This is a genomic window from Pseudomonas sp. SWRI154, assembly GCF_014268645.1.
Classification (GTDB): Bacteria; Pseudomonadota; Gammaproteobacteria; order Pseudomonadales; family Pseudomonadaceae; genus Aquipseudomonas; species Aquipseudomonas marvdashtae.
The window spans coordinates 128,598-154,172 of the sequence record NZ_JABWQW010000009.1; the positions used below are offsets into that span (position 1 = coordinate 128,598).

The window sequence follows — 25,575 nt, forward strand, 5'->3', positions numbered from 1 at the left end:
TATTCCTCATTGGGCGCTTTGGAAACCTTCGAGAACGTTCACGGCGTTGATGCCGATTTCTGCCACCGCGTAGCCCCCTTCCATCACGAACAGGGTTGGCTTGCCAAGCGCCGCGATGCGCTTGCCCATCGCCAGGTAGTCCGGGCTGTCGAGCTTGAATTGCGAAATCGGGTCGTCCTTGAAAGTGTCCACGCCCAGGGAGACGACAATGACATCGGCGTCGTAGCGTTGGAGTTCGCCGCAGGCTTGCTCAAGGGCGTCGCTCCACGTGTCCCAGCCGGAGCCTGCGGGCAAAGGATAGTTGAAGTTGAAACCTTCGCCGGCGGCTTCGCCGCGCTCATCGGCATAGCCGAGGAAGAACGGAAACTCGGCTTCCGGATGGCCGTGGATCGAGGCAAACAGTACGTCGCTGCGCTCGTAGAAGATTGATTGCGTGCCATTGCCGTGGTGGTAGTCGACATCGAGGATCGCGACTTTTTTGTGGCCTTGGTCAAGGAACGCCTGGGCAGCGATGGCGGCGTTGTTGAGGTAGCAATAACCGCCCATCAACTCGCTGGCGGCGTGATGTCCGGGCGGCCGGCACAATGCGAACGCGCTGGGCGCGCCCCGCTGGATCTCGGCCTGGGCGGTGAGGGCGACCTGGGCTGCGCTGTACGCCGCCTGCCAAGTCCCGGCGGTGATCGGCGCGCCGCCGTCGAAGCTGTAATAACCGAGCTGGCCGTGCAGGCTGGTCGGGATGACGGGGCGCAGGGTACGGGCCGGCCAGGTGTAGGGCAGCAAGTCACCGTCGCGGTTGAATTCGGTCCAGCGGTCCCAGGCGCCTTGGAAAAATTCCAGGTACGCCGGGGTATGGATGCGCTGGATTGGCCCCAGGCCAAAATCCTCGGGTGCTCTGACCGGACCCAGGCCTTGGGTCTTGACCCGGTCCAGCACATGGTCGGCCCGGGAGGGCATTTCGAAGCAGGGCATCAATTGCCCATCCATCAACTCGCAGCGTCCGTGGTGCAGGTGGTGATCGTCGGAATAGATCGTCAGCATTTTTGTTCTCCGCAGGGCTGATTCGCTGAAACACAGTCTTGCGGCGCGCAGCGTTTCGGAGAACGGCAGGAGAGGCCAAAAGGGGATCGAAACGGCCAAAATATTTGACCGTAAATCGCCCCTTGTTGGCGCGGGCGTGCGCTGGTTCGGGGCGTTGCGGACCAGGGCTGTCCAAGGGCATATAACGATGGGGTCGCGAAGAGGTGCTGCAGCAAGCCTTCCAGCTTGAAAGCCAGCTTCTTTTTTTGTCGTCAGCCGTTAAACAAGAAAGCGGCCGATGGGCCGCCTAATCCTTACTCTGTCGTGGTTTACGCGCTGGCAGAAAGCTTGACCGAGCGCGAGCCTGCGAGTGCACCATCTGGCTCATCGGAGGACCCTCGACGGATGCGGTCGAGTATCCGCAAATCCATTGAGCTTGTGACACGAGCTTTGCGCAAGCCGCGTACGTACAAGCAGCCAAGGTTGTCTTGCCCTTTATGCTTACCGGCCTTCCCGCGTTGGGTTGCTTTCAACTTGCTCATTTTTTGATCACCTCTGAAACGATGCTATTACTCATCGAGAGTCAATACAAGGGCACCGTTTATCATCTGGAATTCATTTTCGACGTATATGGGGACTGCACCGGGCAACGGACTATCTATTTCAATGAGTTCCGCACCAATGATCTTGCAATACTGAGTAACGGCAAGCACGCAAAGCTCGATGACTCTTCTCTTCAAAGGGTGTGAACCACCCTCCCGCTTGGGATGGCCTTCCAGTAGTTTGATCCGCACAACGGTGCGTTTGCCGCTGGGCGTGGCGAAGCATAGACCGCACAGTAAATTCCCGTACCACAGCGCAAGGTCAAGATGTCGGGCATTGCTTTTGATGACCCTTGGAGAGTCATGCCAGGGGAAACCATGGTCTGATTCCCATCGGTTAAATTGTTCAAGTGCATCAGCATCGATGTTGCCGAAGCGCACCAGTGCAAAATCAACACCAGACGCTCGTTCGGGATCTGCTGGTTCGTGTGCTAGCAACGTCAATAGCTCGTTGGAAGCTGTGCGGGCCGCACTGGCATAAGCCCGCCATTCCTCATATTTGCGCCGTGTAACTTTCCCCACTTCTAAATCCTTGATATCAACTTTTTTTGCACCCCCTCAAAAAGAATGCTGATGCTTAAAGTATTTCAGCAATTACTGACGGGGTTGGCCGTCAAGCCGTTCGCTGATATCAGCGACGAGGAGACGATAGGGGTTGAGGGCAAGGCGCACAAGCCGGCGGTTTCTGGCGTTGTTGTAGGCAAAGGCGCAAGGATGCGTGGCTTGGCGGATGGGGGCTGAGCAATCCTTCAGAAGCGCCTCACAACCCGTGGCGAGGGAGCTTGCTCCCGCTCGGTTGCGCAGCGACCGCAAGATATCAGGGCCGCTCCGCAGCCCAGCGGGAGCAAGCTCCCTCGCCACGGGGATCGTGTTGAAACCAACGCGGATCACGGCCTGAACTGACTCGGCGCCACGCCGCTCCAGCGCACGAACGCATGGCGGAAGCTGGCGGTTTCGCTGAAGCCGAGCAGTTCGGCGATCCGATAGATCGGCAACTGATCTTCGCAGAGCATCTGCTTGGCTCGCTCGAAGCGCAGTTCATCGAGCAGTTCCTGATAGCTGCAACCCAGCTCCTTGAGATGTCGGCGCAGGGTGCGCGCCGAGCAGTTCATGTGTTCGGCCAAGCCTTCCAGGCCCGGCGCGGCGTCCAGTTGCGCGGCGAGCCGTTGGCGGATCCGGCTCAGCCAGGCCTGGCGTCCGGTGAATTCGGTGTTCTGCCGCCGGCAGCGTTCGGCCATGGCGTGATGAGTGATCGGGTCGGCCAAAGGCAAGGGTTGCTCCAGCCAAAGGCGATCGAAAGCGAAGGCGTTGTCGATGCTGTCAAAGCGCACCGGGCAATCGAATAGCGCGCCGTAGCGTGTGTGATAGTCCGGTGCCGGATGCTCGAACCGCGCGGCACGCAAGGGCAGCGCGTGGCCGAGCAGGTCGTTGCAGATCACCTTCAGCGAGACCATGCAGAACTCGGCATTGAATACCGCCAGGGCCGGGTTTTCCCGATAGTCACTGGCGCTGAGCCAGATATGTTGGCCGTCGTCTTCCAATGCCAGCTCAAACAGTGTTCCCAGTAGCGCTGGGTAACGCAGCGCCAAGCGCAAAGCGTCACCTAAGGTGGCGCTGGTGAGCAGGGCGTATCCGAGCATGCCGTAAGACGAAACGTGCATGTTGAGGCCCAGTTCCAGGCCGATGTCGCGCTTGTAAGCCACGGCGTTGGCGCACACCTGCATCTCCTGGTTGGTGGTGATGCGCGTATCGGCCCGGCTCAGGTCCGCGGCGCTGATACCACTGCCGGCCAACAATGCATCGCTGGGCAAGCCTTCGTTCTTGAAGGCGTTGAGCACCAGGGAGACAGCGTTGAGCGTGGTGAGGTGGGAATGCAGCATGTCCGTTTCCAGCTTGGGGAAGTTGGAAACGGAGCAAGTTGCATGCCGGTAAAAGCGATAACCGGGTACCGCACACTGTGCTCAAGGGCCGCTTACGCTTGCAGGTGATGGGTCGCGGTGCCTGCTTTTGTTGGCTGCCGACGGCCTTCCATTCACCTGACTATATGGAAATAGCCATGCCGACTTCCAACGCTGCGCCTTCGGATCCAGGTCCGCGACGTCCCCTGCAAGATGATGAAACACTCGCTTCATTGGCCTTGAGTGTGCACCTGCTGTTCTCATCGCGCCCAACCCTGATGGAGGCCGCGCGGTTTACGCTCCAGGAAATTTTCGATGAGCGCTACCCCACCTTGGGTATCAGCGCCGCCAGCGCGGTCATTCTTGAGCCGCAATGGCGCGTGGAAGAGGGCCAGCAACGCTTCATCGGCTACAACGCCCATGGGCTGACGGATTTGTTGTTGGAGCGATGTCGCGGCGCGGCCGCCCGGACGTTCAGCCAAGCAAGTTTCCTGGCGAAATCCGCCGGCGCGGAAAGCCCCGGGAAGGAAAGCGTAGCGCTGGACGACATCCAACAAATGATCGATGAATGGGCACCGTTGTTGTTGGAGTGCTATCAACAACGCCTGGTTGCGTTCTGGAGCTCCGGCGTTACCAGCGTCTGGCGCAGGCTGTCCGACCTGTTCCGCGCTCAGTTGCGACAGGCCGCGTCGGGGCTTGTCGGCGAAGAGCTGGCGACCGTTCAGGCTGTCCTCGATTATCCGGACAATACACAGCGACAACGGGGCCTGGGACATGCCGCCACCCAGGCGCGCATCACATTTGTCTACGATGGCGACAGCAACAACCCTCGTCCGGATGATGTTCTGGTGATATCGATGACCCGTCATCCAGGTGAGCGAGCAATCGCCTTGTTGTACTCCCTGTCGGGCGGGATTGAGCGGTTCAGTTCGGTGTCGGCCCTGGAAACGTCCTGGTTCGGTTCGCCCTCGGCACGCCATTCAAAGTTGAGAAACTACACGCCCGAACACGACATTTTCGACGCCTTGACCCTTTGCCTCCTGGAGCGTCAGTTGCAGCTCATGGCGGCGATCAAGCCTGCCGACTTCGCCGATTCGGCCAGCCTCGAGCGCCGCTTGGCGCAGATCTCCAGCCCGAGTCTTTTGCTCGGGGCATTTCGCTCAGGGCATGAGTCCAGGCTGTCGGCCTTGTGGGACAGGCTCCCCGCATGGCTCCAGAATGCTTCGTTGGTTGATCGCAGTGCCTACAGCCGTCTGTTGTCATCGCTGGCGAACCTGCATCGAAAGAACCAGTCATTCATGACCGGTATTCCAAAGATCCTCGAGTTTGCCGAGCAGGCGCTGAAGGAGAAAATGCTCGAGGATGACCGCACGCGCACGAATATCCGCGTGAGCGATATCGAGGTGACGTTGTCTCGGTTGAGCAATTCATCGTTCGAGATATCTGATCCGCCTTTTCCACCGCCCACCTATGAACGGGAAACCCAAGCGTTTGCCCAACTGGCGATAAAAAACCTCGGTGCCTTTCCCCACGTCCTCTCGACGATCACCTACCAGGGCGGCGAGCCACCGGCCTGGATGACCTATGACTATCTGCGGAACCTGACCTCGCGGGCCGATATCGGCAAGAACTATCCGCAGATGCTGCAACGTCGGTTATTGGACGACCCCCTGGAGCGGGCCCGCAGGCAGAAACACTTCAGCGACAGTCTGGGCATTTTGTTGCCGCTGCTGGCACTGGAACTGAAAATCAAAAAGAGCCTGACGGACCTCGCTTATCGCCATGTGATCGCGGTGTCGCGGTCGGCGACGGATGCCGGGCATGAGTCGGTGATCAGGCCACTGGCGTTCCTGCCTCACGCTGACGCGACGCCCAACAGGGTCAGCAACGTGTTTGTGATCGGCCCGAAGGACATCAATCAGGGGCCCCAAGTCCTTTATCGGCCTGCCTCGCCCACACCCTTGATCGAGTTCGCCTCGTGTGCGGCACTCTTCACCGCCATCAAAACCCCCGGGGCATTGCAGCAAAGCGTTCTCGCCGGACTGGCGCCCTCTGCGCGCCGGGTCTACGCCAATGGCGGCTTTCAAGAGCCGCACATAGGCCGGCTGGTTGTCTCCGATTTCGACATCCTCCCGACGCCTGGCCCCGCCTTGCTCGCCAGCGAGGCGCTGCAGGGCGATATTGCCGGCGCGCTGTACCAGGCGTGTGCCCAGGCGCTGATTGACCAGGCCAGGCGGGCTTCCGTCGCCGATTCTCAGGCCCGTTGGGACAGCTTCAAGCAGTTCGCGTGGGTGGCGTTCAACCTGCTGTTGCCGCTGTTTGACGGTCCGGTGATGATGATCGGTCTACTGGTCCAGCTCACGGCCAGCCTCCATGAACTGGCGGAAAGCGAGCGTGCCGAAAACCGCTGGGAGGCGATGGCCGGTGTGTTGATGAGCCTGGCATTGGTCCTGGTGCATGGGGGCTCGCGTTTGAGGGGCATATCCCGCCTCGATGAGCTGCCTATCGTCGACGATGAGCCGGGTATTCGTCCTGTCCCGCTCGATAATACGATCACCAAGGCCCCGGTAACGTCCGTTTCCGCGAGTCCATTCGGCGCGAAAGCGAGGCTGGTCTATGGATGGTCGAGCCCACGTGCCAGATTTTCAGCGCAAGAGCTGGTCACGCTCGATACCTTCAAGCTGTCGGCGCCAACCACTATGCAAGGACTGGTGACTTCCGGTGAATACAACGGGCTCTACCAACGAGGCTCATTGTGGTTCGCCCTCGTCGAGGGCGATTGGTACCGCGTATCCCGCAGGCTTGACGGGGTGGTAATCATCGACCCTGCCCATCCGGCGCGAACCGGCCCCTGGCTTGAGCATGACGCGCAGGGCCACTGGAAATTGGGGTATGGCCCGCGCTTGCTGGGCGGTGCAGGAGGGTTGAGCACGCGTGCCGCCAAAAAGCTCAAGAGCCTGGAGAAAAAGGGCCGCGATTTGTTGGCCACGCTCAGCCAGCGGGTTGGCGATGCGCGATGGTTGGCCGAGAGCGAGCGTCCTCCCATCGATGTGGAAGACCTGATCGTGGGCAAGTCGACCGAGTTCAATCTCTGTGCCGAGGAGATTGCGCAGTTGACCGCGTCCCTTGGCGATCAGGCCCCGTGGGCGTTGATCAATGCACTGAGGGCTGCCGCCGAGCGACTTAGCCGGTTGGGACGAGCCACGCGTATCAGGATGGTCAAGTCGAAACTTCCAGACGTAGGTGCGGTGGAGTACTTGTTGGAGGAACAAGAGATCACTATCCGCAGAATCGGCGATCGCAAGGATATTTCAGGAGGCAAAGGTGCCGATTTTCTACAGGAGTATGAGATTCGCGACACGCATGAAAACCGGGTGCTGTGGTACGCGCACTTCCACTATCTGAAAAAGGACGCCGCCGCGCAGGATTTTTCCAAGGCGCATCTGAAAACCTTCGCGCAGCGCGGGCGAGGTCTTGATTTCCAGCGGGCTCAGCAACAGTCCGGCCAGGCCGTCGACAGGATCTGGCGAGCCAACATCGGGAGCGCTGCCGCCAAGGCTTTTTTTCTCTCGCTGTAGTCGTGTGCAAACGCCTGTGGGGCGCCTGCCTGGGCCCCACAGGTCTTGCGAGCTGTCAGATCAACTCACCACACAGATCCAGCTCAACCAGTCGCCGAACCTCATCCACTGGCAACCCCGCGCCAATCAGCGCGTGCAACTTGCCGAACGCCGCCTCGCGGGTCATGCCGCCACCGGACAGCACGCCAACGCCACGCAAGCGGCTACCCGCTTCGTACACGTCCAGCTCAACGCCACCTTCATGGCACTGAGTGACCGCCACGACTATCACGCCGCTGTCCCGCGCCCGCTCCAGGCTCGCGAGGAAGGCCGGGTTGTCGCTTGGGCCGGTGCCGCTGCCGTAGCACTCCAGCACCAAGCCTTGGATGCCGCTGCCCAGCAGGCCTTCGACAATCTCGGCGCTGATACCAGGGAACAGCGGCAGCGCGGCGATATTGGCCAGTTGTTTCGGTTGGTTGTAGTTCAACTGCGTCGGCAAGGCGGTGGCCTTGATGCCGCCGCCCTGGCGTTCCAGGCGCTTGAACGGATGCCGTCCAAAGCTGCGCACCTTAGCGCAACGGGTCGGCGCCAGCAGTTCGCCGTGGAAGTACAAATGCACACCCGGCGCCAGGCCCTGGCCGAGGGAGACGAGCGCGCCACCGAGGTTTTCCCAGGCGTCGCTGTCAGTCACGCCGGCGGGCAACATCGAACCGGTGAAGCAAACTCGCGCGTGCAAGCCCAACAACTGGAAGCTCATGGCGGCGGCGCTGTAGGCCAGGGTGTCGGTGCCGTGCAGGATCAGGACACTGTCGCAGCCTTGCACATCCACGGCATCGACCACCGCTTCGCGCAGTTGCTGCCAGTAGCCTGGGGTCATGTTGGCGCTGTCGATCAGCGGCGACATTTCCCGAAAGCGCCACTGCGGGACGACCAGTTCCGGCTGGCTGTGCAGGTAATCGCGCATCCGCGCTTCGAAGCCGGATGCCGGGGCCAGGCCGTGGGCGCTGGCCTGCATGCCGATGGTGCCACCGGTGTAGAGCACCATGACGTGTTGGGCGGCAGGATAAGTCGAGGCATTCATGGGTGTTCTCCGAGGACGAAAACAGCAGCTTCATTTGCTGCTACAACATAAGGCCGAGCATGACGCCGACCTTGTGTTGTGTCACGCCGGGCGCAGGGGATGCGCCCGGTTTTTTTCAAACGGACTGTTGATCAGCGTTGCGCTGCAGCCAGGCTTGCCGGAGCGTTTCCAGATTCGACGGCAGGCGCCGCAGGGGTCGCAGGCCAAGCCTTGCGGTCCAGGTCCAGGTCCGGGAACTTGCTCGAGTCGAACACCGGCACCTTGATGCCAGCCGAACGCTGATCGTCGTAGTCACGCAAGATGCGCATGCCGACCTTGAACAACAGGAACAGCGCGATCAGGTTCACGAACGCCAGCAGGGTCATGGTGATGTCGGCGAACGCAAACACGGTGCCGAGGTTCTCGATGGCGCCCCAGAAAATAAGGCCCAGGACCAAGGCTCGATAGGCCATCAGCGCCTTGCGGTTTTCGCCGAGCATGAAGCGCAGGTTGTTCTCGCCCAGATAGTAGTTGTAGAGGATCGAGGTGAACACGAACAACGACAAGGCTACGGAGATGAACACTCGGCCCCAGTCACCGACCACGGCCGCCAGGGAGTTCTGGGTCAGGGCAATGCCGTCACCTTCGAAGCCCGGGGTGTAGAAACCCGACAGCAGGATCAGCAGCGCGGTGCAGGTGCAGATCACGAAGGTGTCAAGGAACACGCTGAACGCCTGGACCACACCTTGGGCAACCGGGTGTTCGACCGACGCGACGGCTGCCACGTTAGGGGCGCTGCCCAGGCCAGCTTCGTTGGCGAATACGCCACGCTTGACGCCCATGATGATAGCGCTGCCGATCAGGCCGCCAAAGGCTTGGTCCAGGCCGAAGGCGCTCTTGACGATGGTCGCCAGCATGCCCGGTACATGTTCGAATTGCAGCACGATCACGTAGAGGGTCACGGCGATATACGCCAGGGTCTTGACCGGTACGAGCAGGTCGGCAACCTTGGCGATACGCTTGATCCCGCCGACGAATACCAGGCCCAGCAACGCAGCCAGGGCCAGGCCGGTGTAGGTCGTGTCGAAGCCGAAGGCATTGTTCAACGAGTGCGTCACGGCGTGGGCTTGCAGGCCGTTGAAGGCGAAGCCGAAGGTGATCAGCAGCAGGAACGCCATGATCATGCCCAGCCAGCGTTTCTGCAGACCGTGCTGGATGTAGTAGGACGGGCCGCCACGGTACTGGCCTTCGGAGTCGCAGCGCTTGTAGAGCTGGCCGAGGGAGCATTCGAAGAAGCTGCTGGACATGCCGACCAGCGCGGTCACCCACATCCAGAACACCGCACCGGGCCCGCCGAGGGTCACGGCGATGCCGACACCGGCAATGTTGCCCGCGCCGACACGGCCAGCCAGGCTGAGCATCAGGGCCTGGAACGAACTGAGCTGGTCGGTGCTGCTTTTCAGGCTGTCTCGGAACACCGAAAACATATGAAAGAAATGACGGAACTGGACGAAACGCGAGCGGATCGTGAAGTAGCCACCGAGCCCGACAATGAGCACGATCAGCACTTTCCCTGAGAGGAAGTCGTTGATGACTTCGAGCATGTGTATTCCTCGCTGTTTTTTGTTTAAGAAATGATGGCCATTTGGAAACATCGTGTTACATCGGCCCGCAGACGGCTCGACAGGTCAGGCGATGTTTCGTCCCGGTCCACTTCGCGGGTTTGTTATTAGTTCGGTTTTCGCATGTTGATGAGGCCTCGTTGACGACGACCACTCATGCGAAGAGGGGCGGCACTATACCTATCAGTGCGACGCCCGTCTGCACAGTTGTGGTGCGTGCGACGAAACGGACCTTTGTAGCTCCTGGCCTATCGGTCAGGTTCTTGCGGGAACGAGCCAGCTCGCGATGGCGGGCGACGCGGGTTACAACGGCAGCGTGTCGTCGTTTATCACGAGCCGGCTCGGTCCTACAGGTTCTGTCTTGCTTGCAGTCATTTGTTAAAAAAAAGGGCTTGGAGAACGAGTCCCCAAGCCCTCAAAAGGTGAGAGGTGTCTAGTCCCTCGACCTGGTGAGCAGTGGTCGCGTCGATCAAGCCTTCAGCGGGACCAGACGCGGAGCAATCATATTTTCCGGGCGCAGGATGTCGTCGAGCATGGCGTCGTCGAGCAAACCTTCTTCGCGCACCAGTTCCAGCACGCCACGGCCGCTTTCCAGGGCAACACGGGCGATGCGAGTGGCATTTTCATAGCCGATGTACGGGTTCAGGGCGGTGACCAGGCCGATCGAGTGCTCGACCAGTTCACGGCAACGCGCTTCGTTGGCGGTAATACCGACGATGCAGTGCTCGCGCAGCATGTCCATGGCCCGTTGCAGCAGGCGGATCGAGTCGAAGATCTTGAAAGCGATCAGCGGTTCCATCACGTTCAGTTGCAGTTGGCCGCCTTCGGCCGCCATGGTCAGCGCGAGGTCGTTGCCGATGATCTGGAACGCGACCTGGTTGACCGCTTCGGGGATCACCGGGTTGACCTTGCCAGGCATGATCGAACTGCCTGGCTGGCGGGCCGGCAGGTTGATTTCGTTGATGCCGGTGCGTGGGCCGCTGGACAACAGGCGCAGATCGTTGCAGATCTTCGACAGTTTCACCGCGGTGCGCTTGAGCATGCCGGAGAACAGCACGAAGGCGCCCATGTCAGAGGTGGCTTCGATCAGGTCGGCGGCCGGGACCAGCGGCTGGCCACTGATGGTTGCCAGGCGTTGGACGGCCAGCGCCTGGTAGCGTGGGTCGGCGTTGATGCCTGTGCCGATGGCGGTGCCGCCCAGGTTTACTTCGGTGAGCAGTTCAGGCGCCAGGGTTTTCAGGCGTGCCAGGTCTTCGCCCAGGGTGGTGGCGAAGGCGCGGAATTCCTGGCCGAGGGTCATTGGCACGGCGTCTTGCAATTGGGTGCGGCCCATTTTCAGGACGTGGCTGAATTCCTGGCCCTTGGCGGCGAACGCCTGGATCAGGCTGTCGAGACTGGCCAGCAGCGCGTCATGACCCAGCAGCAGACCCAGGCGGATCGCGGTCGGGTAGGCGTCGTTGGTGGACTGCGCCATGTTCACGTCGTTGTTGGGATGCAGGTACTGGTACTCGCCTTTCTGGTGACCCATGGCCTCCAGCGCGATATTGGCGATGACTTCGTTGGCATTCATGTTTGTCGACGTGCCAGCGCCGCCCTGGATCATGTCCACCACGAATTCTTCGTGGAAATCGCCGCGGATCAACCGTGCGCAGGCTTCGCTGATCGCGGCGTGCTTGGCTTCGCTGAGTTGGCCCAGCTCACGGTTGGCGTCAGCGGCGGCTTGCTTGACCATTGCCAGACCGACCACCAGCTTGGGGTAATGCGAGATCGGGACACCGGAGAGACGAAAGTTGTTGATAGCTCGCAGGGTCTGGATGCCGTAATACGCTTGCGCCGGTACTTCGAGTACGCCAAGCAGGTCTTTTTCTGTGCGGAATGATGCAGCGGAGGACATGATGGAAATCATCTCAATAAGGACCCGGTCTGTGCCGGAACGCTGTGAATCCTAGGCTTTCAGAAAAATTTGGGCCAATGCTGTTAAACACTGGCCTATGCGTATTCGGCATAATGCGCGTGTGACGTCGACGACTCGGCGAACGTGTGACCTGTTTTGGTGCGTCCTTCGGAGGACGAAGATGAATCTTGAAAGCAAATGGCTTGAGGACTTCAGTGCCTTGGCCGCGACTCGCAGTTTTTCCCAGGCGGCCGAGCGGCGCTTTGTCACGCAACCGGCTTTCAGTCGGCGGATCCGCAGCCTGGAGGCGGCGCTGGGGCTGACGCTGGTCAACCGCTCCCGTACGCCGATCGAACTGACTGCGGCGGGACAGCTGTTCCTGGTGACGGCGCGGACCGTGGTCGAGCAATTGGGCGAAGTGTTGCGGCATCTGCATCATCTGGAAGGCGGGCAGGGTGAGGTCATCCAAGTGGCGGCGGCCCATTCCCTGGCGCTGGGTTTCTTTCCGCGCTGGATCGCGCAATTGCGCAACGAAGGCATGAACATCGCCACGCGGCTCGTGGCGACCAACGTCGGCGATGCCGTGCATGCGTTGCGCGAGGGCGGTTGTGACCTGATGCTGGCTTTCTACGACCCGGATTCGGCGATGCAAATGGACCCGGAGATCTTTCCATCCTTGCACCTGGGCCAGACCGAAATGCTCCCAGTCTGTGCGGCCGACGCTGACCGCAAGCCCTTATTTGACTTGGAGGGCGAGGCCAGCGTGCCCTTGCTGGCCTACAGCGCCGGGGCATTCCTGGGACGTTCGGTGAATCAGTTGTTGCGCCAGCGCGCGTTGCGCTTCACCACGGTCTATGAGACGGCCATGGCCGACAGTTTGAAAAGCATGGCCCTGGAAGGGCTGGGCATCGCCTGGGTGCCGCGGCTCAGCGTACGCGCCGAGCTGGAGCGTGGGGAATTGGTGATCTGCGGCGGACCACAATGGCATGTGCCGCTCGAGATCCGCCTGTACCGCTGCGCTCTGGTGCGCAAGGCCAATGTACGGTTGTTGTGGCGCAAGCTCGAGGGCGGGGTTGCGCAAGGCGGGACCGGCTCTTGAATCAAGCACTCCCACAAGGGTTCTCCATTGACCTCAGGGTCAATAAAACCGCCGTTTAACCGCAAATGACAGATGGTCGCGGCAGGGGCTGTTTATCTGCTTCATTGCGGTATACTGCGCGGCCTTTGGCCGGTCCAGATCGGCCATAATTCGTACAACAAGCCACGCTGGTTTTCCCGCGTGGCTTGTTGTTTTTTGACGCGCCTGCGGGCGCCCAGAGAGAAGAGGCACGACGATGAGTGCACTGGTTGGCGTGATCATGGGCTCCAAGTCCGATTGGTCCACCCTTAGCCACACCGCCGATATGCTGGAAAAGCTCGGCATCCCTTACGAGGTGAAAGTGGTGTCCGCCCACCGCACCCCGGACCTGCTGTTCCAGTACGCCGAAGAGGCCGAGTCCCGTGGCATCGAGGTGATCATCGCCGGAGCCGGTGGCGCGGCCCATCTGCCAGGCATGTGTGCGGCCAAGACGCACCTGCCGGTGTTGGGCGTGCCGGTGCAGTCGTCGATGCTCTCGGGTGTCGATTCGCTGCTGTCGATCGTGCAGATGCCGGCTGGCATCCCGGTTGCCACCCTGGCCATCGGCAAGGCCGGCGCGATCAACGCGGCGCTGTTGTCGGCGAGTATCCTGGGGGCCAAGCATCCGCAGTTTCATACCGTGCTGAAAAAATTCCGCGCTGAGCAGACAGACAGCGTCCTGGACAATCCGGACCCACGCATTGCCTGAGGTTGTTGACGAATGAAGATCGGTGTAATCGGTGGCGGCCAGTTGGGTCGCATGTTGGCCCTGGCGGGTACGCCGCTGGGAATGAACTTCGCTTTCCTGGATCCGGCGCCGGACGCCTGTGCCGCCGCGCTGGGCGAACACCTTCGGGCCGACTATGGCGATCAGGATCACCTGCGCCAATTGGCTGATGAAGTCGACCTGGTGACCTTCGAGTTCGAAAGTGTCCCGGCCGAGACCGTTGCCTTCCTGTCCCAGTTCGTCCCGGTCTACCCGAGCGCCGAAGCCCTGCGCATCGCCCGCGATCGCTGGTTCGAAAAGAACATGTTCAAAGACTTGGGCATTCCGACACCGGCTTTCGCTGACATTCAGTCCCAGGCTGACCTGGACGCCGCGGTCGCGTCCATTGGCCTGCCGGCCGTGCTCAAGACCCGTACTCTCGGTTACGACGGCAAGGGCCAGAAAGTCTTGCGCAACCCCGAAGACGTTGCCGGCACCTTTGCCGAGCTGGGCAGCGTCGGCTGCCTGCTGGAAGGCTTCGTACCCTTCACCGGTGAAGTCTCGCTGATTGCCGTGCGTGCCCGTGACGGTGAACTGCGCTTCTACCCGCTGGTGCACAACACCCACAAGGACGGAATTCTCAAGCTGTCTGTCGCCAGCACCGACCATCCGCTGCAAGCCTTGGCCGAAGATTACTCCAGCCGAGTGCTCAAGCAGCTCGACTATGTTGGCGTCATGGCGTTCGAGTTCTTCGAAGTGGACGGTGGCCTCAAGGCCAACGAAATCGCCCCGCGCGTGCATAACTCCGGACATTGGACCACTGAGGGCGCCGAGTGCAGCCAGTTCGAAAACCACCTGCGGGCGGTGGCCGGGCTGCCACTGGGGTCGACGGCCAAGGTCGGTGAAAGCGCAATGCTGAACTTCATCGGCAAAGTGCCGGATACCGAAAAAGTCCTGGCGATTGCCGACTGCCATCTGCATCACTATGGCAAGGCGTTCAAAGTGGGCCGCAAGGTCGGTCACGCCAACCTGCGTTGCGCCGACAGGGCCACGCTGGCCCAGCAGATCATCAAGGTCGAGACCCTGATCGCCGAGCAATAATCCGAACATTCGTTGAACCATTCGTCGGCCGGCTTCTCTCATGGCAAGGTGCCAAAGTCTGACTAGGCTTTGGCATAGCAATTCAACCAGAGGGAAATGCCATGGGAATCATCGGAACCATCTTAATCGGCTTGATCGTCGGCCTGCTGGCGCGCTTCCTCAAACCGGGCGATGACAGCATGGGCTGGATCATGACCATCCTGCTCGGTATCGGCGGTTCGTTGGCAGCCACTTACGGCGGCCAGGCCCTGGGCATCTATCAGGCCGGGGAAGGCGCAGGCTTCATCGGCGCCCTGGTGGGTGCGATCGTGCTGCTGGTGATCTACGGCTTGATCAAAAGAAACTGATCAAACCTGATGAAGCCCTCTCTGCGCGGCACACGGAGAGGGCTAAACTGCCCGGCGTTTCATTCCTCACTCATTGCCGAGCCCTTTCATGCGCCGTTTAGTGTTGACCCTTCTTCTGCTGGGCAGTGGCCTGGCCCATGCCGCCGAGCTGCCGGAAACCGACTGGCTCGAACTGATGCCAAAGTCCGACCAGAAAGCCCTCGAGGCCATGCCTGAGATCGACCACAACTCCCCCGAAGCCAGCGGCATCTTCACCGAAAAGGGCGGCCTGAAGCAGAGCAAAGGCTTGCCGGCGGTGATGTATTCGACCAAGACCGTGGCGTCGATGAACGACAAGCACATCCGCCTGGGCGGTTATCCGGTTCCTTTGGAAACTGACGCCAAGGGCCGGAGCACGTTGTTTTTCCTCGTGCCTTATCCAGGTGCCTGCATCCACGTCCCGCCACCGCCGCCCAATCAATTGGTGCTGGTGCGCTATCCCAAGGGTGTCAAGCTGGACGATATCTACACACCGCTTTGGGTGACCGGCACGCTGAAAATCGAAAAAGTCGATAACGACTTGGCGAGCGCGGCCTATGCGATGGAGGCGCAAAAGGTGAGGGTGGTGCAGGAGGCGGATCTGTAGGTCTGTAATACGCTCACTGTAGGAGCGAGTAGGCTCGCTCCTACATGAATTGGCCTTGTTTAGAACTGCTTGCTGCGGATGCTTACGCCAAGGGTATGGCTGGCATCCGGCAACAGTGTCACTACATCGTCCATCACGTTTGCGGTCTCGATGCACAGCATGCGCTGCCAGCCATCGTCGGCCATGTCGCTGAAGGCCTTGGCCCTTTCGGTCCAGGGGTTCCAGATCACCGCCGAGCGTGAGCCGCTGCTGGTCAGTTCGATGCGTCGCTGCCAGTGCGGGTCAACGATGCTCAGCGTCGGCGGAGTATCGAGATAGATCCGGTCGGTTTCGCCGGCAAAATGCAGGTCGCCGGCCTGGGTGTGGATCTTCCAATCGTCCAGGGTCTCGATGTAGCTCAAGCCATCCACACCGTCGACATGCACATTGCGCACATCGCTGACAGCGAAATAACTGTGCAGCGCCTGGCTGAGGCTGACGGTTTCGCTACCACGGTTGTGGCTGGTGAGACGGATGTGCAGTTGCTCGTCCATCACTATGGTCAACGTCAGGTCGACGTGATGGGGCCATCCGGACAGGCCGTTCTCGGGGTAGGGCAAGACGAATTCGATCTTCAGGCTTTCGCCCTCGGCCTCGATGCCCTTGAGTTCCCAATCCATCGCTCGCACCAAGCCGTGGGCCGTGGCCGGTTCGTTGTTGACGCGCATCGCCTGGACGCTGTCGGGGTTGCGTGTCAGGTTGCCGAACCATGGCCAGCACACCGGCACGCCGGCGCGGATGCTCTTACCGGTCTTGAACGTGGCCTGGTCGTTGAGCCAGATCAGCGGCGGCTGGCCGTCCACTTGATAGCTGAGGACATGCGCGCCTTGCTGGGCCACCAGCAACTCGGCCTGACCGTGGCGGATGCGCCAACCGTTCAGTTCATCCAGTTTGACGGCTTCGACGTTAGGCGTAGGCATCTTGCAAATCTCGTTCAGGAACATGAACTGCAATGGACCGCAAAACGGTCGCCGTGTTTAACGGGCGCGTGGCGGAACCGAGCGGGTGCGACCACTGCCATCGATGGCGACAAATACAAACACCGCTTCGGTGACCTTGCGCCATTCACTGGACAGCGGGTCATCGCTCCAGACTTCAACCATCATCTGGATCGAGCTGCGACCGATTTCCAGGGCCTGGGTATAGAACGACAACTGCGCGCCGACGGCCACCGGCACCAGGAATGCCATGCGATCGATAGCCACCGTCGCCACGCGTCCGCCGGCCACCTTGCTGGCCATCGCGGTGCCGGCGAGGTCCATCTGGGACACCAGCCAGCCGCCAAAAATATCGCCAAAGCCGTTGGTGTCGCGAGGAAGCGCGGTGATTTGCAGGGCCAGGTCGCCTTGCGGAATTGGATCTTCTTGTTCGAGCTCTATCATGCCGGGGGGCCTCTGACCCGTAACTCTGTCTTGTCTTTCAGGTGAATAGCCGTCTTTGAAAAAAACGATTCAGCCCGAACATGCCACGTTCGTCACGTTTTTCGTAAAGGCGTGCCAAAGGGAAACTCTGCGAAACCGGCTGATTTGACTACATCACCAACGACGTTTTCGCACAGCAACCCCTTACAGAGTGTCGCAAGGTTGCGAGTATATCGGGCGATAGACGTCGAGACGACCACTGGGTTCTGATTTCGACTGTCTATTACGCACCTCTATGTGCTTTTTCGAACAATTTGCTATCGTGCCGGACCTGCCCAGGCTCCCATTGCGCGTTGTCGGGGCCGCAGAACCGACTATAAGAGAAGCCCTTGCCATGACCACTGCGCCTTCGAGCACGGCGACGTCCGCACAACCCGCCCGTCCGCTGACCCGTAATGACTACAAGACCTTGTCGCTTTCTGCCTTGGGCGGTGCGCTGGAGTTTTACGATTTCATCATTTTCGTGTTCTTCGCCACTGTGGTCGGCAAGCTGTTCTTTCCCGCCGAGATGCCCGAATGGCTGCGCCTGATGCAAACGTTTGGCATCTTTGCCGCCGGTTATCTGGCCCGGCCGCTGGGCGGGATCGTCATGGCCCACTTCGGTGACCTGCTGGGTCGCAAGAAAATGTTCACCCTGAGTATTTTCATGATGGCGGTGCCGACCTTGATCATGGGCTTGCTGCCGACATATGCGCAGATCGGCATGTGGGCGCCGATCCTCTTGTTGCTGATGCGGGTGATTCAGGGCGCTGCGATTGGCGGCGAAGTACCGGGGGCCTGGGTCTTCGTTTCCGAACACGTCCCGGCGCGCCACATCGGCTACGCCTGCGGCACCCTGACCTGCGGCCTGACGGCGGGGATTCTGTTGGGTTCGTTAGTCGCTACCGCCATCAACAGCATTTATACGCCGGTGGAAGTAGCGGATTATGCCTGGCGGATCCCGTTCCTGCTGGGCGGCGTGTTCGGCTTGTTCTCGGTGTATCTGCGTCGCTGGCTGCACGAAACCCCGGTGTTCGCCGAGCTGCAACTGCGCAAGGCCCTGGCCGAAGAAGTACCGCTGCGAGCCGTGCTGCGCGACCATCGCGGCGCAATCGCCATCTCGATGCTGCTGACCTGGCTGCTGTCAGCCGGTGTCATCGTCGTCATCCTGATGACGCCGACGGTGCTGCAGACCGTGTATCACTTCAGCCCGACGACGGCATTGCAGGCCAACAGCCTGGCGATCGTATTCCTGAGCCTGGGTTGCATTGGTGCCGGTGTACTGGCCGACCGCTTTGGCGCTGGCCGGGTATTCGTTTTCGGCAGCGGTTTGTTGTTGATCACGTTCTGGACCTTTTACCACAGCCTGTTTACCCATCCCGAGTGGCTGTTCCCGCTGTACGCCTTGAGTGGCTTGCTGGTGGGCACTATCGGCGCGGTGCCGTACGTCATGGTCAACGCGTTCCCGGCCGTGGTGCGCTTCAGCGGCCTGTCGTTCTCCTACAACCTGGCCTACGCGATTTTCGGCGGGTTGACGCCGATGATCGTGACCCTGCTGTTGAAAGAAAGCCCGATGGGGCCGGCGTATTACGTGGCGATCATCTGCGGGATCGGGATGGTGATCGGTGGGTATCTTTGGAAGAAGGGTCGCTAAGGTCGATTGAGTTCAAGGCTTTCGCCAGGCCGAAAGCCTTGCGTCGCATTCGGCAGCGGGGAGGCGCGCTCCGTGTCCTAGCATATTTTCCAGTGCGTTGGCAGCAAGCACTGGAGAGATCACCCCGGTCATGACCATTGAGTCCAACAGCCACAGCGCTCCATATACTTGAAGATCATCTCGTTGTGCTTGGCGCCTGAGCTTGCCATCTCCTGTCAGAAGTGGTCTACCCGTATCTTGCGCGAGTAGGTAGCAAGATACGTCTGCCAGCGAGCTATTGTTGTGCTCGATCTTGAGATTGAAAAGTCGAGCCACCCCAGGACCATCGAAGGACTCGACAATCAACCCAAAGGCAAGTAACTCGTCATGAGAAAAGTCCTCAAGCTCTTGTAGCACGAAGTCTGTGCAGCAAAGTGTGAATGGCAACTTGAACATGTGCTCCAGCAACCCGGCATTTCTGAAATCGATCCAGATATTCGTATCGCTGATGTAGACCAGACTCATGCACTCTCCAGTGAGCCCAGAAAATTGGGGTCAAGCACACTCACTGGTTTTTGTAACAATTCGGCTGCCCGGGATTTGGTCATAAGCCCTTCGGCCAGCCCCCAAAACACTAACGATTCGAAGCGTTGCGGCGGTTTGCATGGCATAGGCTCGGGTTCGTTTTTACGCCATCCATTTGCACTGAACTGAATGGTCAGAGACTTGTAGCCGCCTTCGCTCAAAAGATGAAGATCTTTAAGACGGCGTAGCGCTGCCTGCATAGAAATTCCATAGTCACGCTTGGCAATGAGAAGCTCACGAGGATGGACGCGGGAACGAGGATGGCTACCAAAATCGTTGATGACGCCTTTTGCTGGATATAGGAATGCCCCAGCGAAACGGTGGCAGCAATTTTCCTTGTCCCGCTCGGACATGTCTTCTGGCAATCGCATAACCCAATGGCCAAGCTCATGGGCGGCGGTGAAACGTATTCGCTCACCGGGACGTTCAGCGTTCAGCGCGATTAAGACATGGCGGCCATCAATGCTAGCAGCGCAGGCACCGTCGAAATCGCCTGGCCCATTCAGCATCACGACCTTGATGCTGTGCTCTTCCATTTGCTCGGTCAGGTTGGAGATGGGGTCGCTGCCAATCCCCCAGAAATTTCGCAATTCCTCAGCCGCCCCTTCTGCTTCGTCTATGCAGGAAACTGTCAGCATTTGTGGTGGAGTGGCAGGTGTTTGGATAGTGGCCGGATCGAAGCAATCTTCCAAAGCGATGTAGCGCTCAAGATGTTCACGCATCTGTTCTTCAATCTGTATCTGGCGGTATTTGGGCATTTTCGCCAGTTTGCGAAATTCCAGCGGAGCAAGCGGGACCAAATCCGCCCGGAAGAAGTATTCAGGACTGATCTGCAATATTTTCGCGATTTTCAACAGGCGAGCCGAGCCGGGGGTAGCCAACCCCTTCTCATATTTGCTGAGTGCTTGCTTAGTGATGTCACCTAGCTCAAGCGCCAAGGCTTCAAGCGACATACCCCTCAAGACGCGGGCGCGGCGAATTCGTTCGTTGATCATGAGTGCCTCTCGTGGTTGACAAGGTTATGTTTTTTTCTTAATTTGTCAACCTTGAGGCTTAGGGTTTTTCTATCGGTCTGTTGTTCTGGGAAAAAAGTCAAAGGCATCAAGAACCCTCCGGCAATCTCAATACTGGCCTTTCATCCAATTGTCATATTTCAGCAATAGAGTGTTCACACGGCTTACCGATACTTGGCCGACTTAACACACCCTATCTGCTAGGAGTAAGGCATGAAACTGAAGCGTTTGATGGCGGCAATGACTGTTGTCGCTGCTGGCGTTGCGACTGCCAACGCGGTTGCTGCTGTTGACCCTGCGATCCCGAGCTACACCAAGACCACTGGTGTGTCGGGCAACTTGTCCAGCGTCGGCTCCGATACCCTGGCCAACCTGATGACCTTGTGGGCTGAGAACTACAAGAAAGAATACCCGAACGTAAACATCCAGATTCAGGCCGCCGGTTCCTCCACCGCGCCGCCCGCACTCACCGAAGGCACCGCCAACCTGGGCCCGATGAGCCGCAAGATGAAGGACAACGAACTGCAAGCCTTCGAAACCAAGTACGGCTACAAGCCAACCGCTATCCCGGTGGCCGTGGACGCCCTGGCCGTATTCGTCCACAAGGACAACCCGATCAAGCACCTGACCATGGCTCAAGTCGATGCCATTTTCTCCTCGACTCGCCTTTGCGGCGCCAAGGCTGACGTCAAGACCTGGGGCGACCTGGGCGTGACCGGCGACCTTGCCAACAAGCCAGTCCAGCTGTTCGGCCGTAACTCGGTGTCCGGCACCTACGGCTACTTCAAGGAAGAAGCCCTGTGCAAAGGCGACTACAAGCCAAACGTCAACGAACAACCAGGTTCGGCTTCGGTTGTGCAGTCGATCAGCAGCTCGCTTAACGGCATCGGCTACTCGGGCATTGGCTACAAGACCGCCAGCGTGAAAACCGTTGCCCTGGCCAAGAAAGAAGGCGGCGAGTTCATCGAAGACACTGAAGAAAACGCCCTGAACGGCAAATACCCGCTGTCGCGTTTCCTCTACGTTTACGTCAACAAGGCACCGAACAAGCCTCTGGCCCCGCTGGAAGCCGAGTTCGTCAAGCTGATCCTGTCCAAGCAAGGTCAGGAAGTCGTGGTCAAGGATGGCTACATCCCGGTTCCAGCCAAAGTCGCCGCCAAGGCACTGGCTGACCTCGGTCTGCAAGCAGGCGGCAACGTTGCCAAGCAGTAACACCTGAGCCCGGGCCAACGCCCGGGCTTGCTGTGGGAGAGAAGACCGCTCCCACGGCCTAATTTTCCTGTCCGCTGCCAGCGTCCCGTTGGCGGCGGATTTGTTGCGTCACTTCACTGTCATCTTTCTGTCATACAGGATCGCTAGGGTGTGCGCATGAATGATCTGGCCAACTCCACAATGACTACGACTTCCCCTCCCAAGCGCATTGACTTCAATACGCCTGAGCTGCAACGCAAGCGCCGCATCCGCGCGCTCAAGGATCGCCTGACTCGCTGGTACGTGCTGGTCGGCGGCCTCGCCGTCCTAGCGGCAATTACCCTGATTTTCTTCTTCCTGGCCTATGTGGTGCTCCCGCTGTTCCAAGGTGCGGACCTCACGGCCAAGGACTCGATCACGCCTGCCTGGATGCAAGACGCCGGCAAACCCTTGATGATCGCCATCGAAGAACAGAACCAAGTGGCCATGCGGATTTCCGACAAGGGCCAGGCGCTGTTTTTCGAGCTCGACAACGGTGCCGAACTGCGCCGCGTCGACCTGCCGATTCCGGCCGGCGCCAGCGTGACCTCCATCGGCGAAGACCAGCCCGGCAGCCCGTTGGTAGCGATCGGACTTTCCAATGGCCAGGCCCTGGTGGTGCGCCACACTTATAAAGTCAGCTATCCCGACGGCAAGAAAACCATTTCGCCCGCCATCGAATACCCTTACGGTGAAGCGCCGATCGCGTTGAACGAGCAAGGCGCGGCCCTGGAACATGTCAGCCTCAACGCCACCGATTCGACGTTGCTGCTGGCTGGCTCCAGCGGCGCGCAACTCTATGTGCTTTCGCTCACCAGCGAAGAAAACATGATGACCGGTGAAATCACCAGCGAGCAGACGCGTATCGACCTGCCGCAGATGACCGAGCCGGTGAAGAACATTTTCGTCGACCCGCGCCAGCAGTGGCTGTATGTAATCAACGGTCGCGCCCAGGCCGACGTGTTCAGCCTGCGGGACAAGAGCCTCAACGGTCGCTACAAACTGCTGGAAAACGCCGAAGCCCAGATCACCGCCGCTGCTCAGCTGGTGGGCGGTATCTCGCTGATCTTTGGGGACTCCAAAGGTGGCTTGGCCCAGTGGTTCATGGCTCGCGATCCGGATGGCGAGCTGCGTTTCAAACAGATTCGTACCTTCCAGATGGGCTCTGCGCCGATCGTTGAAATCAGCGCCGAAGAGCGTCGCAAAGGCTTCGTCGCCCTCGACGCCGCCGGCAAGCTTGGCGTGTTCCACAGCACCGCCCACCGCACCTTGCTGGTGGACCAGGTGGTCGATGGCGAAGGCCTGTTTGGTATGTCGCCGCGTGCAAACCGGTTGATCGTGGAGCAGGGCGGCAAGCTGCAACCGTTGTCGCTTGAGAACCCGCACCCGGAAGTTTCGTGGAGCGCGTTGTGGAGCAAGGTCTGGTACGAAAACTACGACGAACCCAAGTACGTCTGGCAATCGACCGCCGCCAACACCGACTTCGAACCCAAGCTGAGCCTTTCGCCGCTGACCTTCGGCACACTGAAAGCGGCGTTCTACGCGATGCTGCTGGCGGCGCCGCTGGCGGTTGCCGCAGCGATCTACACCGCCTATTTCATGGCTCCGGGCATGCGCCGCAAGGTCAAGCCGGTGATCGAGCTGATGGAAGCGATGCCGACGGTGATCCTCGGTTTCTTCGCCGGCCTGTTCCTGGCGCCGTACGTCGAAGGGCATCTTCCGGGCATCTTCAGCCTGCTGATGTTGCTGCCGATCGGCATCCTGGTCGCCGGTTTTGCTTTCAGCCGCCTGCCGGAATCCATTCGCCTGCGAGTGCCGGACGGCTGGGAAAGCGCCTTGTTGATCCCGGTGATCCTCTTCGTCGGCTGGCTCTCGCTGTACATGAGCCCGTACATGGAAACCTGGTTCTTTGGCGGCGACATGCGCATGTGGATCTCCCATGACCTGGGCATTACCTACGACCAGCGCAACGCCTTGGTGGTTGGCCTGGCGATGGGCTTCGCGGTCATTCCGAACATTTACTCCATCGCCGAAGACGCTGTGTTCAGCGTGCCGCGTGGCTTGACCCTGGGCTCGCTGGCCCTCGGTGCGACACCGTGGCAGACCATGACCCGCGTGGTCATTCTCACCGCCAGCCCGGGTGTCTTCTCGGCATTGATGATCGGCATGGGCCGTGCGGTGGGCGAGACGATGATCGTGCTGATGGCCACCGGCAACACGCCGGTCATGGAAATGAACCTGTTCGAAGGCCTGCGCACCCTGGCGGCCAACGTGGCGGTGGAGATGCCCGAGTCGGAAGTCGGCGGCAGCCATTACCGCGTGCTGTTCCTGTCGGCCCTGGTACTGCTGTTGTTCACCTTCGTCATGAACACCCTCGCCGAGCTGATCCGTCAGCGTCTGCGCAAGAAATATTCGTCGCTTTAAGAAAGGTAGAAGTCTGTGAAACAGAACTCCCTGAAAGGATGGTTCAAGAGCGGCGCCCCGGGCGTCTGGATCAGCGGGGGCGCGGTGTCCATCGCGGTCATCATGACCATTGGCCTGTTGGCGGTGATTGCCGTGCGCGGCCTCGGCCACTTCTGGCCGGCCGACCTGATCCACGCCAGCTACAACGTACCGGGCATGCCGGCGCACCTGGTGGTTGGCGAAGTAGTACAGAAAGAAGAAGTGCCTCGCGAACGCCTGAAAAGCGCCGGCCTGCCGGTGCCGGACGAAGGTCCGGAATTCATGACCCGCGAATTGGTCAAGGTCGGTAACCGGGACCTCAACGGCACTGATTTCACTTGGATCGTTGGCGATTGGCTGACCAACCAGACGACCCCGCCGGAACTGATGGCCCTTGAGCGACGTGAGTGGGGCAACTTTTACGGTTACCTCGTCAACGTCAAGGAGCAAGGCAAAGTCATCGCCGAGGGCGAGTCCGCCTGGCCGCAGTTGCAAGCTCGTATTCAGCGCGTCAACGACCTGGCCGACGAGCTCAAGACCTTGGAAAAAGTCGACATCGGTGCGATCAACGCCGGCCTCGAGCGCATCCGCCTGCACGGTCGCAAGCTGGAACTGGACGGCAAGCTCGACGCCGCCGCCCAGGCCGACCTGGAAAGCGAACGCGCCGAACTCAACGCCCGCTACAAGGACATCGAAGCGCGCCTCTCTGACCTGCATGCGCAGTTCAACCGCGACAGCCTGACGGCCCGCGATGCCAACGGCAAGGAAGTGGAGATCGAGATCGGCAAAGTGGTGCACGCCTACCAGCCAAACGGCATGGGCACGTTCACCAAGATGGGTTTCTACTTCAGCAAGGTCTGGGAATTCCTCAGCGACGACCCGCGTGAAGCCAACACCGAAGGTGGCATCTTCCCGGCGATTTTCGGCACCGTGATGATGACCCTGATCATGGCGATGATTGTCACGCCGTTCGGCGTGCTGGCGGCGGTCTACCTGCGCGAATATGCCCGTCAAGGCACGATGACCCGCTTGATCCGCATCGCGGTGAACAACCTCGCGGGTGTTCCAGCCATCGTCTACGGTGTGTTCGGCCTGGGCTTCTTTGTCTACGTGCTGGGTGGCTCGGTTGACCGGCTGTTCTTCCCTGAAGCTTTGCCCGCGCCGACCTTCGGCACCCCGGGGTTGCTCTGGGCGTCCCTGACCCTGGCGCTGCTGGCGGTGCCGGTGGTAATCGTCGCCACCGAGGAAGGCCTGGCGCGAATCCCGCGGACCGTTCGCGAGGGTTCCCTGGCTCTTGGCGCGACCAAGGCCGAGACCTTGTGGAAGATCGTCCTGCCGATGGCGAGCCCGGCGATGATGACCGGCATGATCCTCGCCGTGGCCCGCGCCGCCGGCGAAGTGGCTCCGTTGATGCTGGTGGGCGTAGTGAAATTGGCCCCGTCGCTGCCGCTGGACGGCAACTACCCGTATTTGCACCTCGACCAGAAAATCATGCACCTGGGCTTCCATATCTATGACGTCGGCTTCCAGAGCCCGAACGTCGAAGCGGCCCGGCCACTGGTGTACGCCACGGCGCTGCTGCTGGTGCTGGTGATCGCCACGTTGAACCTGTCAGCGGTGTGGATCCGTAACCACCTGCGCGAAAAATACAAAGCGTTGGATAGCTAAAAAGCCTTAGCCACAAGCG

The 25,575-nt window shown here is 60.0% G+C and carries 21 protein-coding genes; 11 read left to right on the forward strand and 10 right to left on the reverse strand.

Annotation, left to right across the window (positions count from 1 at the left end; genetic code table 11):
• Window positions 1–6: 6 nt before the first annotated feature.
• Window positions 7–1,038, reverse strand: a complete 1,032-nt coding sequence (locus HU806_RS10750) for a histone deacetylase family protein (RefSeq protein ID WP_186611355.1) — start codon at window positions 1,036–1,038, stop codon at window positions 7–9.
• Window positions 1,039–1,586: 548 nt separating this feature from the next.
• Entirely contained in the window at window positions 1,587–2,141 is a 555-nt protein-coding gene (locus HU806_RS10755) for a hypothetical protein (protein ID WP_186611356.1), read from the reverse strand.
• Between the two features lie 51 nt (window positions 2,142–2,192).
• On the opposite strand from HU806_RS10755, the gene HU806_RS10760 reads away from it, so the two are divergent.
• Window positions 2,193–2,360 (forward strand): hypothetical protein, encoded by a 168-nt coding sequence (locus HU806_RS10760; protein WP_186611357.1) that lies wholly within the window; start codon window positions 2,193–2,195, stop codon window positions 2,358–2,360.
• A gap of 146 nt (window positions 2,361–2,506) precedes the next feature.
• Here the strand turns inward: HU806_RS10760 and HU806_RS10765 are convergent, their stop codons facing one another.
• Complete coding sequence (locus tag HU806_RS10765; RefSeq protein WP_186611358.1) at window positions 2,507–3,499, reverse strand: AraC family transcriptional regulator; 993 nt, start codon at window positions 3,497–3,499, stop codon at window positions 2,507–2,509.
• A gap of 176 nt (window positions 3,500–3,675) precedes the next feature.
• Here HU806_RS10765 and HU806_RS10770 point away from each other — a divergent pair, with 176 nt between their 5' ends.
• Window positions 3,676–7,095: a dermonecrotic toxin domain-containing protein gene (locus tag HU806_RS10770; RefSeq protein ID WP_186611359.1), complete on the forward strand. Its 3,420-nt coding sequence runs from the start codon at window positions 3,676–3,678 to the stop codon at window positions 7,093–7,095.
• A gap of 55 nt (window positions 7,096–7,150) precedes the next feature.
• On the opposite strand, the gene HU806_RS10775 is transcribed toward HU806_RS10770, so the two are convergent.
• From HU806_RS10775 to aspA, 3 genes are all read right to left on the reverse strand, one after another.
• The gene (locus HU806_RS10775) at window positions 7,151–8,155 is read right to left on the reverse strand and encodes an asparaginase (protein WP_186611360.1); all 1,005 of its coding nucleotides are present in this window, start codon (window positions 8,153–8,155) and stop codon (window positions 7,151–7,153) included.
• Window positions 8,156–8,286: 131 nt separating this feature from the next.
• Entirely contained in the window at window positions 8,287–9,738 is a 1,452-nt protein-coding gene (locus tag HU806_RS10780) for an alanine/glycine:cation symporter family protein (RefSeq protein WP_186611361.1), read from the reverse strand.
• Window positions 9,739–10,225: 487 nt separating this feature from the next.
• Entirely contained in the window at window positions 10,226–11,650 is a 1,425-nt protein-coding gene (gene aspA, locus HU806_RS10785; RefSeq protein ID WP_186611362.1) for an aspartate ammonia-lyase, read from the reverse strand.
• Between the two features lie 181 nt (window positions 11,651–11,831).
• On the opposite strand from aspA, the gene HU806_RS10790 reads away from it, so the two are divergent.
• The 5 genes from HU806_RS10790 (at window position 11,832) to HU806_RS10810 (ending at window position 15,546) form a co-directional block, all read left to right on the forward strand.
• Entirely contained in the window at window positions 11,832–12,749 is a 918-nt protein-coding gene (locus tag HU806_RS10790; RefSeq protein WP_186611363.1) for a LysR substrate-binding domain-containing protein, read from the forward strand.
• 235 nt (window positions 12,750–12,984) lie between these two features.
• Window positions 12,985–13,476, forward strand: coding sequence for a 5-(carboxyamino)imidazole ribonucleotide mutase (purE, locus tag HU806_RS10795; protein ID WP_003187060.1), 492 nt, complete (start codon window positions 12,985–12,987; stop codon window positions 13,474–13,476).
• Window positions 13,477–13,488: 12 nt separating this feature from the next.
• A complete protein-coding gene (locus HU806_RS10800) occupies window positions 13,489–14,574 on the forward strand; it encodes a 5-(carboxyamino)imidazole ribonucleotide synthase (RefSeq protein WP_186611364.1) in 1,086 nt (361 codons plus the stop codon).
• Window positions 14,575–14,675: 101 nt separating this feature from the next.
• The gene (locus HU806_RS10805; protein ID WP_186611365.1) at window positions 14,676–14,921 is read left to right on the forward strand and encodes a GlsB/YeaQ/YmgE family stress response membrane protein; all 246 of its coding nucleotides are present in this window, start codon (window positions 14,676–14,678) and stop codon (window positions 14,919–14,921) included.
• An 88-nt stretch (window positions 14,922–15,009) separates the two neighbouring features.
• A complete protein-coding gene (locus HU806_RS10810) occupies window positions 15,010–15,546 on the forward strand; it encodes a DUF3299 domain-containing protein (protein ID WP_186611366.1) in 537 nt (178 codons plus the stop codon).
• 59 nt (window positions 15,547–15,605) lie between these two features.
• On the opposite strand, the gene HU806_RS10815 is transcribed toward HU806_RS10810, so the two are convergent.
• Both HU806_RS10815 and HU806_RS10820 read right to left on the reverse strand, forming a co-directional pair.
• Complete coding sequence (locus HU806_RS10815; protein ID WP_186611367.1) at window positions 15,606–16,505, reverse strand: D-hexose-6-phosphate mutarotase; 900 nt, start codon at window positions 16,503–16,505, stop codon at window positions 15,606–15,608.
• A 57-nt stretch (window positions 16,506–16,562) separates the two neighbouring features.
• Window positions 16,563–16,967, reverse strand: coding sequence for an acyl-CoA thioesterase (locus tag HU806_RS10820; protein ID WP_030139126.1), 405 nt, complete (start codon window positions 16,965–16,967; stop codon window positions 16,563–16,565).
• A gap of 373 nt (window positions 16,968–17,340) precedes the next feature.
• Here HU806_RS10820 and HU806_RS10825 point away from each other — a divergent pair, with 373 nt between their 5' ends.
• Window positions 17,341–18,639: an MFS transporter gene (locus tag HU806_RS10825; RefSeq protein WP_186611368.1), complete on the forward strand. Its 1,299-nt coding sequence runs from the start codon at window positions 17,341–17,343 to the stop codon at window positions 18,637–18,639.
• A 12-nt stretch (window positions 18,640–18,651) separates the two neighbouring features.
• On the opposite strand, the gene HU806_RS10830 is transcribed toward HU806_RS10825, so the two are convergent.
• Window positions 18,652–19,143, reverse strand: a complete 492-nt coding sequence (locus tag HU806_RS10830; RefSeq protein WP_186611369.1) for a PIN domain-containing protein — start codon at window positions 19,141–19,143, stop codon at window positions 18,652–18,654.
• On the reverse strand, window positions 19,140–20,198 hold the full coding sequence (locus HU806_RS10835) for a helix-turn-helix domain-containing protein (protein ID WP_186611370.1): 1,059 nt from the start codon (window positions 20,196–20,198) through the stop codon (window positions 19,140–19,142). The genes HU806_RS10830 and HU806_RS10835 overlap by 4 nt, the downstream gene beginning before the upstream one ends.
• Before the next feature lie 231 nt (window positions 20,199–20,429).
• On the opposite strand from HU806_RS10835, the gene HU806_RS10840 reads away from it, so the two are divergent.
• The 3 genes from HU806_RS10840 to pstA all read left to right on the forward strand — a co-directional run bounded on the left by HU806_RS10840 (window position 20,430) and on the right by pstA (window position 25,556).
• Window positions 20,430–21,428: a phosphate ABC transporter substrate-binding protein PstS family protein gene (locus HU806_RS10840; protein WP_186611371.1), complete on the forward strand. Its 999-nt coding sequence runs from the start codon at window positions 20,430–20,432 to the stop codon at window positions 21,426–21,428.
• Window positions 21,429–21,584: 156 nt separating this feature from the next.
• Window positions 21,585–23,870, forward strand: coding sequence for an ABC transporter permease subunit (locus tag HU806_RS10845; protein ID WP_186611372.1), 2,286 nt, complete (start codon window positions 21,585–21,587; stop codon window positions 23,868–23,870).
• Window positions 23,871–23,885: 15 nt separating this feature from the next.
• Window positions 23,886–25,556 carry a phosphate ABC transporter permease PstA gene (gene pstA / locus HU806_RS10850; RefSeq protein WP_186611373.1) on the forward strand — a complete coding sequence of 557 codons (1,671 nt, stop codon included), beginning with the start codon at window positions 23,886–23,888 and terminating at the stop codon, window positions 25,554–25,556.
• Window positions 25,557–25,575: the final 19 nt, after the last annotated feature.

Excerpts from the sequence above, each read along its gene's own strand:
- HU806_RS10750 (WP_186611355.1), bottom strand. The coding sequence starts at position 1,038 with ATGCTGACGATCTATTCCGACGATCACCACCTGCACCACGGACGCTGC.
- HU806_RS10760 (WP_186611357.1), top strand. The coding sequence starts at position 2,193 with ATGCTTAAAGTATTTCAGCAATTACTGACGGGGTTGGCCGTCAAGCCG.
- HU806_RS10765 (WP_186611358.1), bottom strand. The coding sequence starts at position 3,499 with ATGCTGCATTCCCACCTCACCACGCTCAACGCTGTCTCCCTGGTGCTC.
- HU806_RS10770 (WP_186611359.1), top strand. The coding sequence starts at position 3,676 with ATGCCGACTTCCAACGCTGCGCCTTCGGATCCAGGTCCGCGACGTCCC.
- HU806_RS10775 (WP_186611360.1), bottom strand. The coding sequence starts at position 8,155 with ATGAATGCCTCGACTTATCCTGCCGCCCAACACGTCATGGTGCTCTAC.
- HU806_RS10780 (WP_186611361.1), bottom strand. The coding sequence starts at position 9,738 with ATGCTCGAAGTCATCAACGACTTCCTCTCAGGGAAAGTGCTGATCGTG.
- aspA (WP_186611362.1), bottom strand. The coding sequence starts at position 11,650 with ATGTCCTCCGCTGCATCATTCCGCACAGAAAAAGACCTGCTTGGCGTA.
- HU806_RS10790 (WP_186611363.1), top strand. The coding sequence starts at position 11,832 with ATGAATCTTGAAAGCAAATGGCTTGAGGACTTCAGTGCCTTGGCCGCG.
- purE (WP_003187060.1), top strand. The coding sequence starts at position 12,985 with ATGAGTGCACTGGTTGGCGTGATCATGGGCTCCAAGTCCGATTGGTCC.
- HU806_RS10800 (WP_186611364.1), top strand. The coding sequence starts at position 13,489 with ATGAAGATCGGTGTAATCGGTGGCGGCCAGTTGGGTCGCATGTTGGCC.
- HU806_RS10805 (WP_186611365.1), top strand. The coding sequence starts at position 14,676 with ATGGGAATCATCGGAACCATCTTAATCGGCTTGATCGTCGGCCTGCTG.
- HU806_RS10810 (WP_186611366.1), top strand. The coding sequence starts at position 15,010 with ATGCGCCGTTTAGTGTTGACCCTTCTTCTGCTGGGCAGTGGCCTGGCC.
- HU806_RS10815 (WP_186611367.1), bottom strand. The coding sequence starts at position 16,505 with ATGCCTACGCCTAACGTCGAAGCCGTCAAACTGGATGAACTGAACGGT.
- HU806_RS10820 (WP_030139126.1), bottom strand. The coding sequence starts at position 16,967 with ATGATAGAGCTCGAACAAGAAGATCCAATTCCGCAAGGCGACCTGGCC.
- HU806_RS10825 (WP_186611368.1), top strand. The coding sequence starts at position 17,341 with ATGACCACTGCGCCTTCGAGCACGGCGACGTCCGCACAACCCGCCCGT.
- HU806_RS10830 (WP_186611369.1), bottom strand. The coding sequence starts at position 19,143 with ATGAGTCTGGTCTACATCAGCGATACGAATATCTGGATCGATTTCAGA.
- HU806_RS10835 (WP_186611370.1), bottom strand. The coding sequence starts at position 20,198 with ATGATCAACGAACGAATTCGCCGCGCCCGCGTCTTGAGGGGTATGTCG.
- HU806_RS10840 (WP_186611371.1), top strand. The coding sequence starts at position 20,430 with ATGAAACTGAAGCGTTTGATGGCGGCAATGACTGTTGTCGCTGCTGGC.
- HU806_RS10845 (WP_186611372.1), top strand. The coding sequence starts at position 21,585 with ATGAATGATCTGGCCAACTCCACAATGACTACGACTTCCCCTCCCAAG.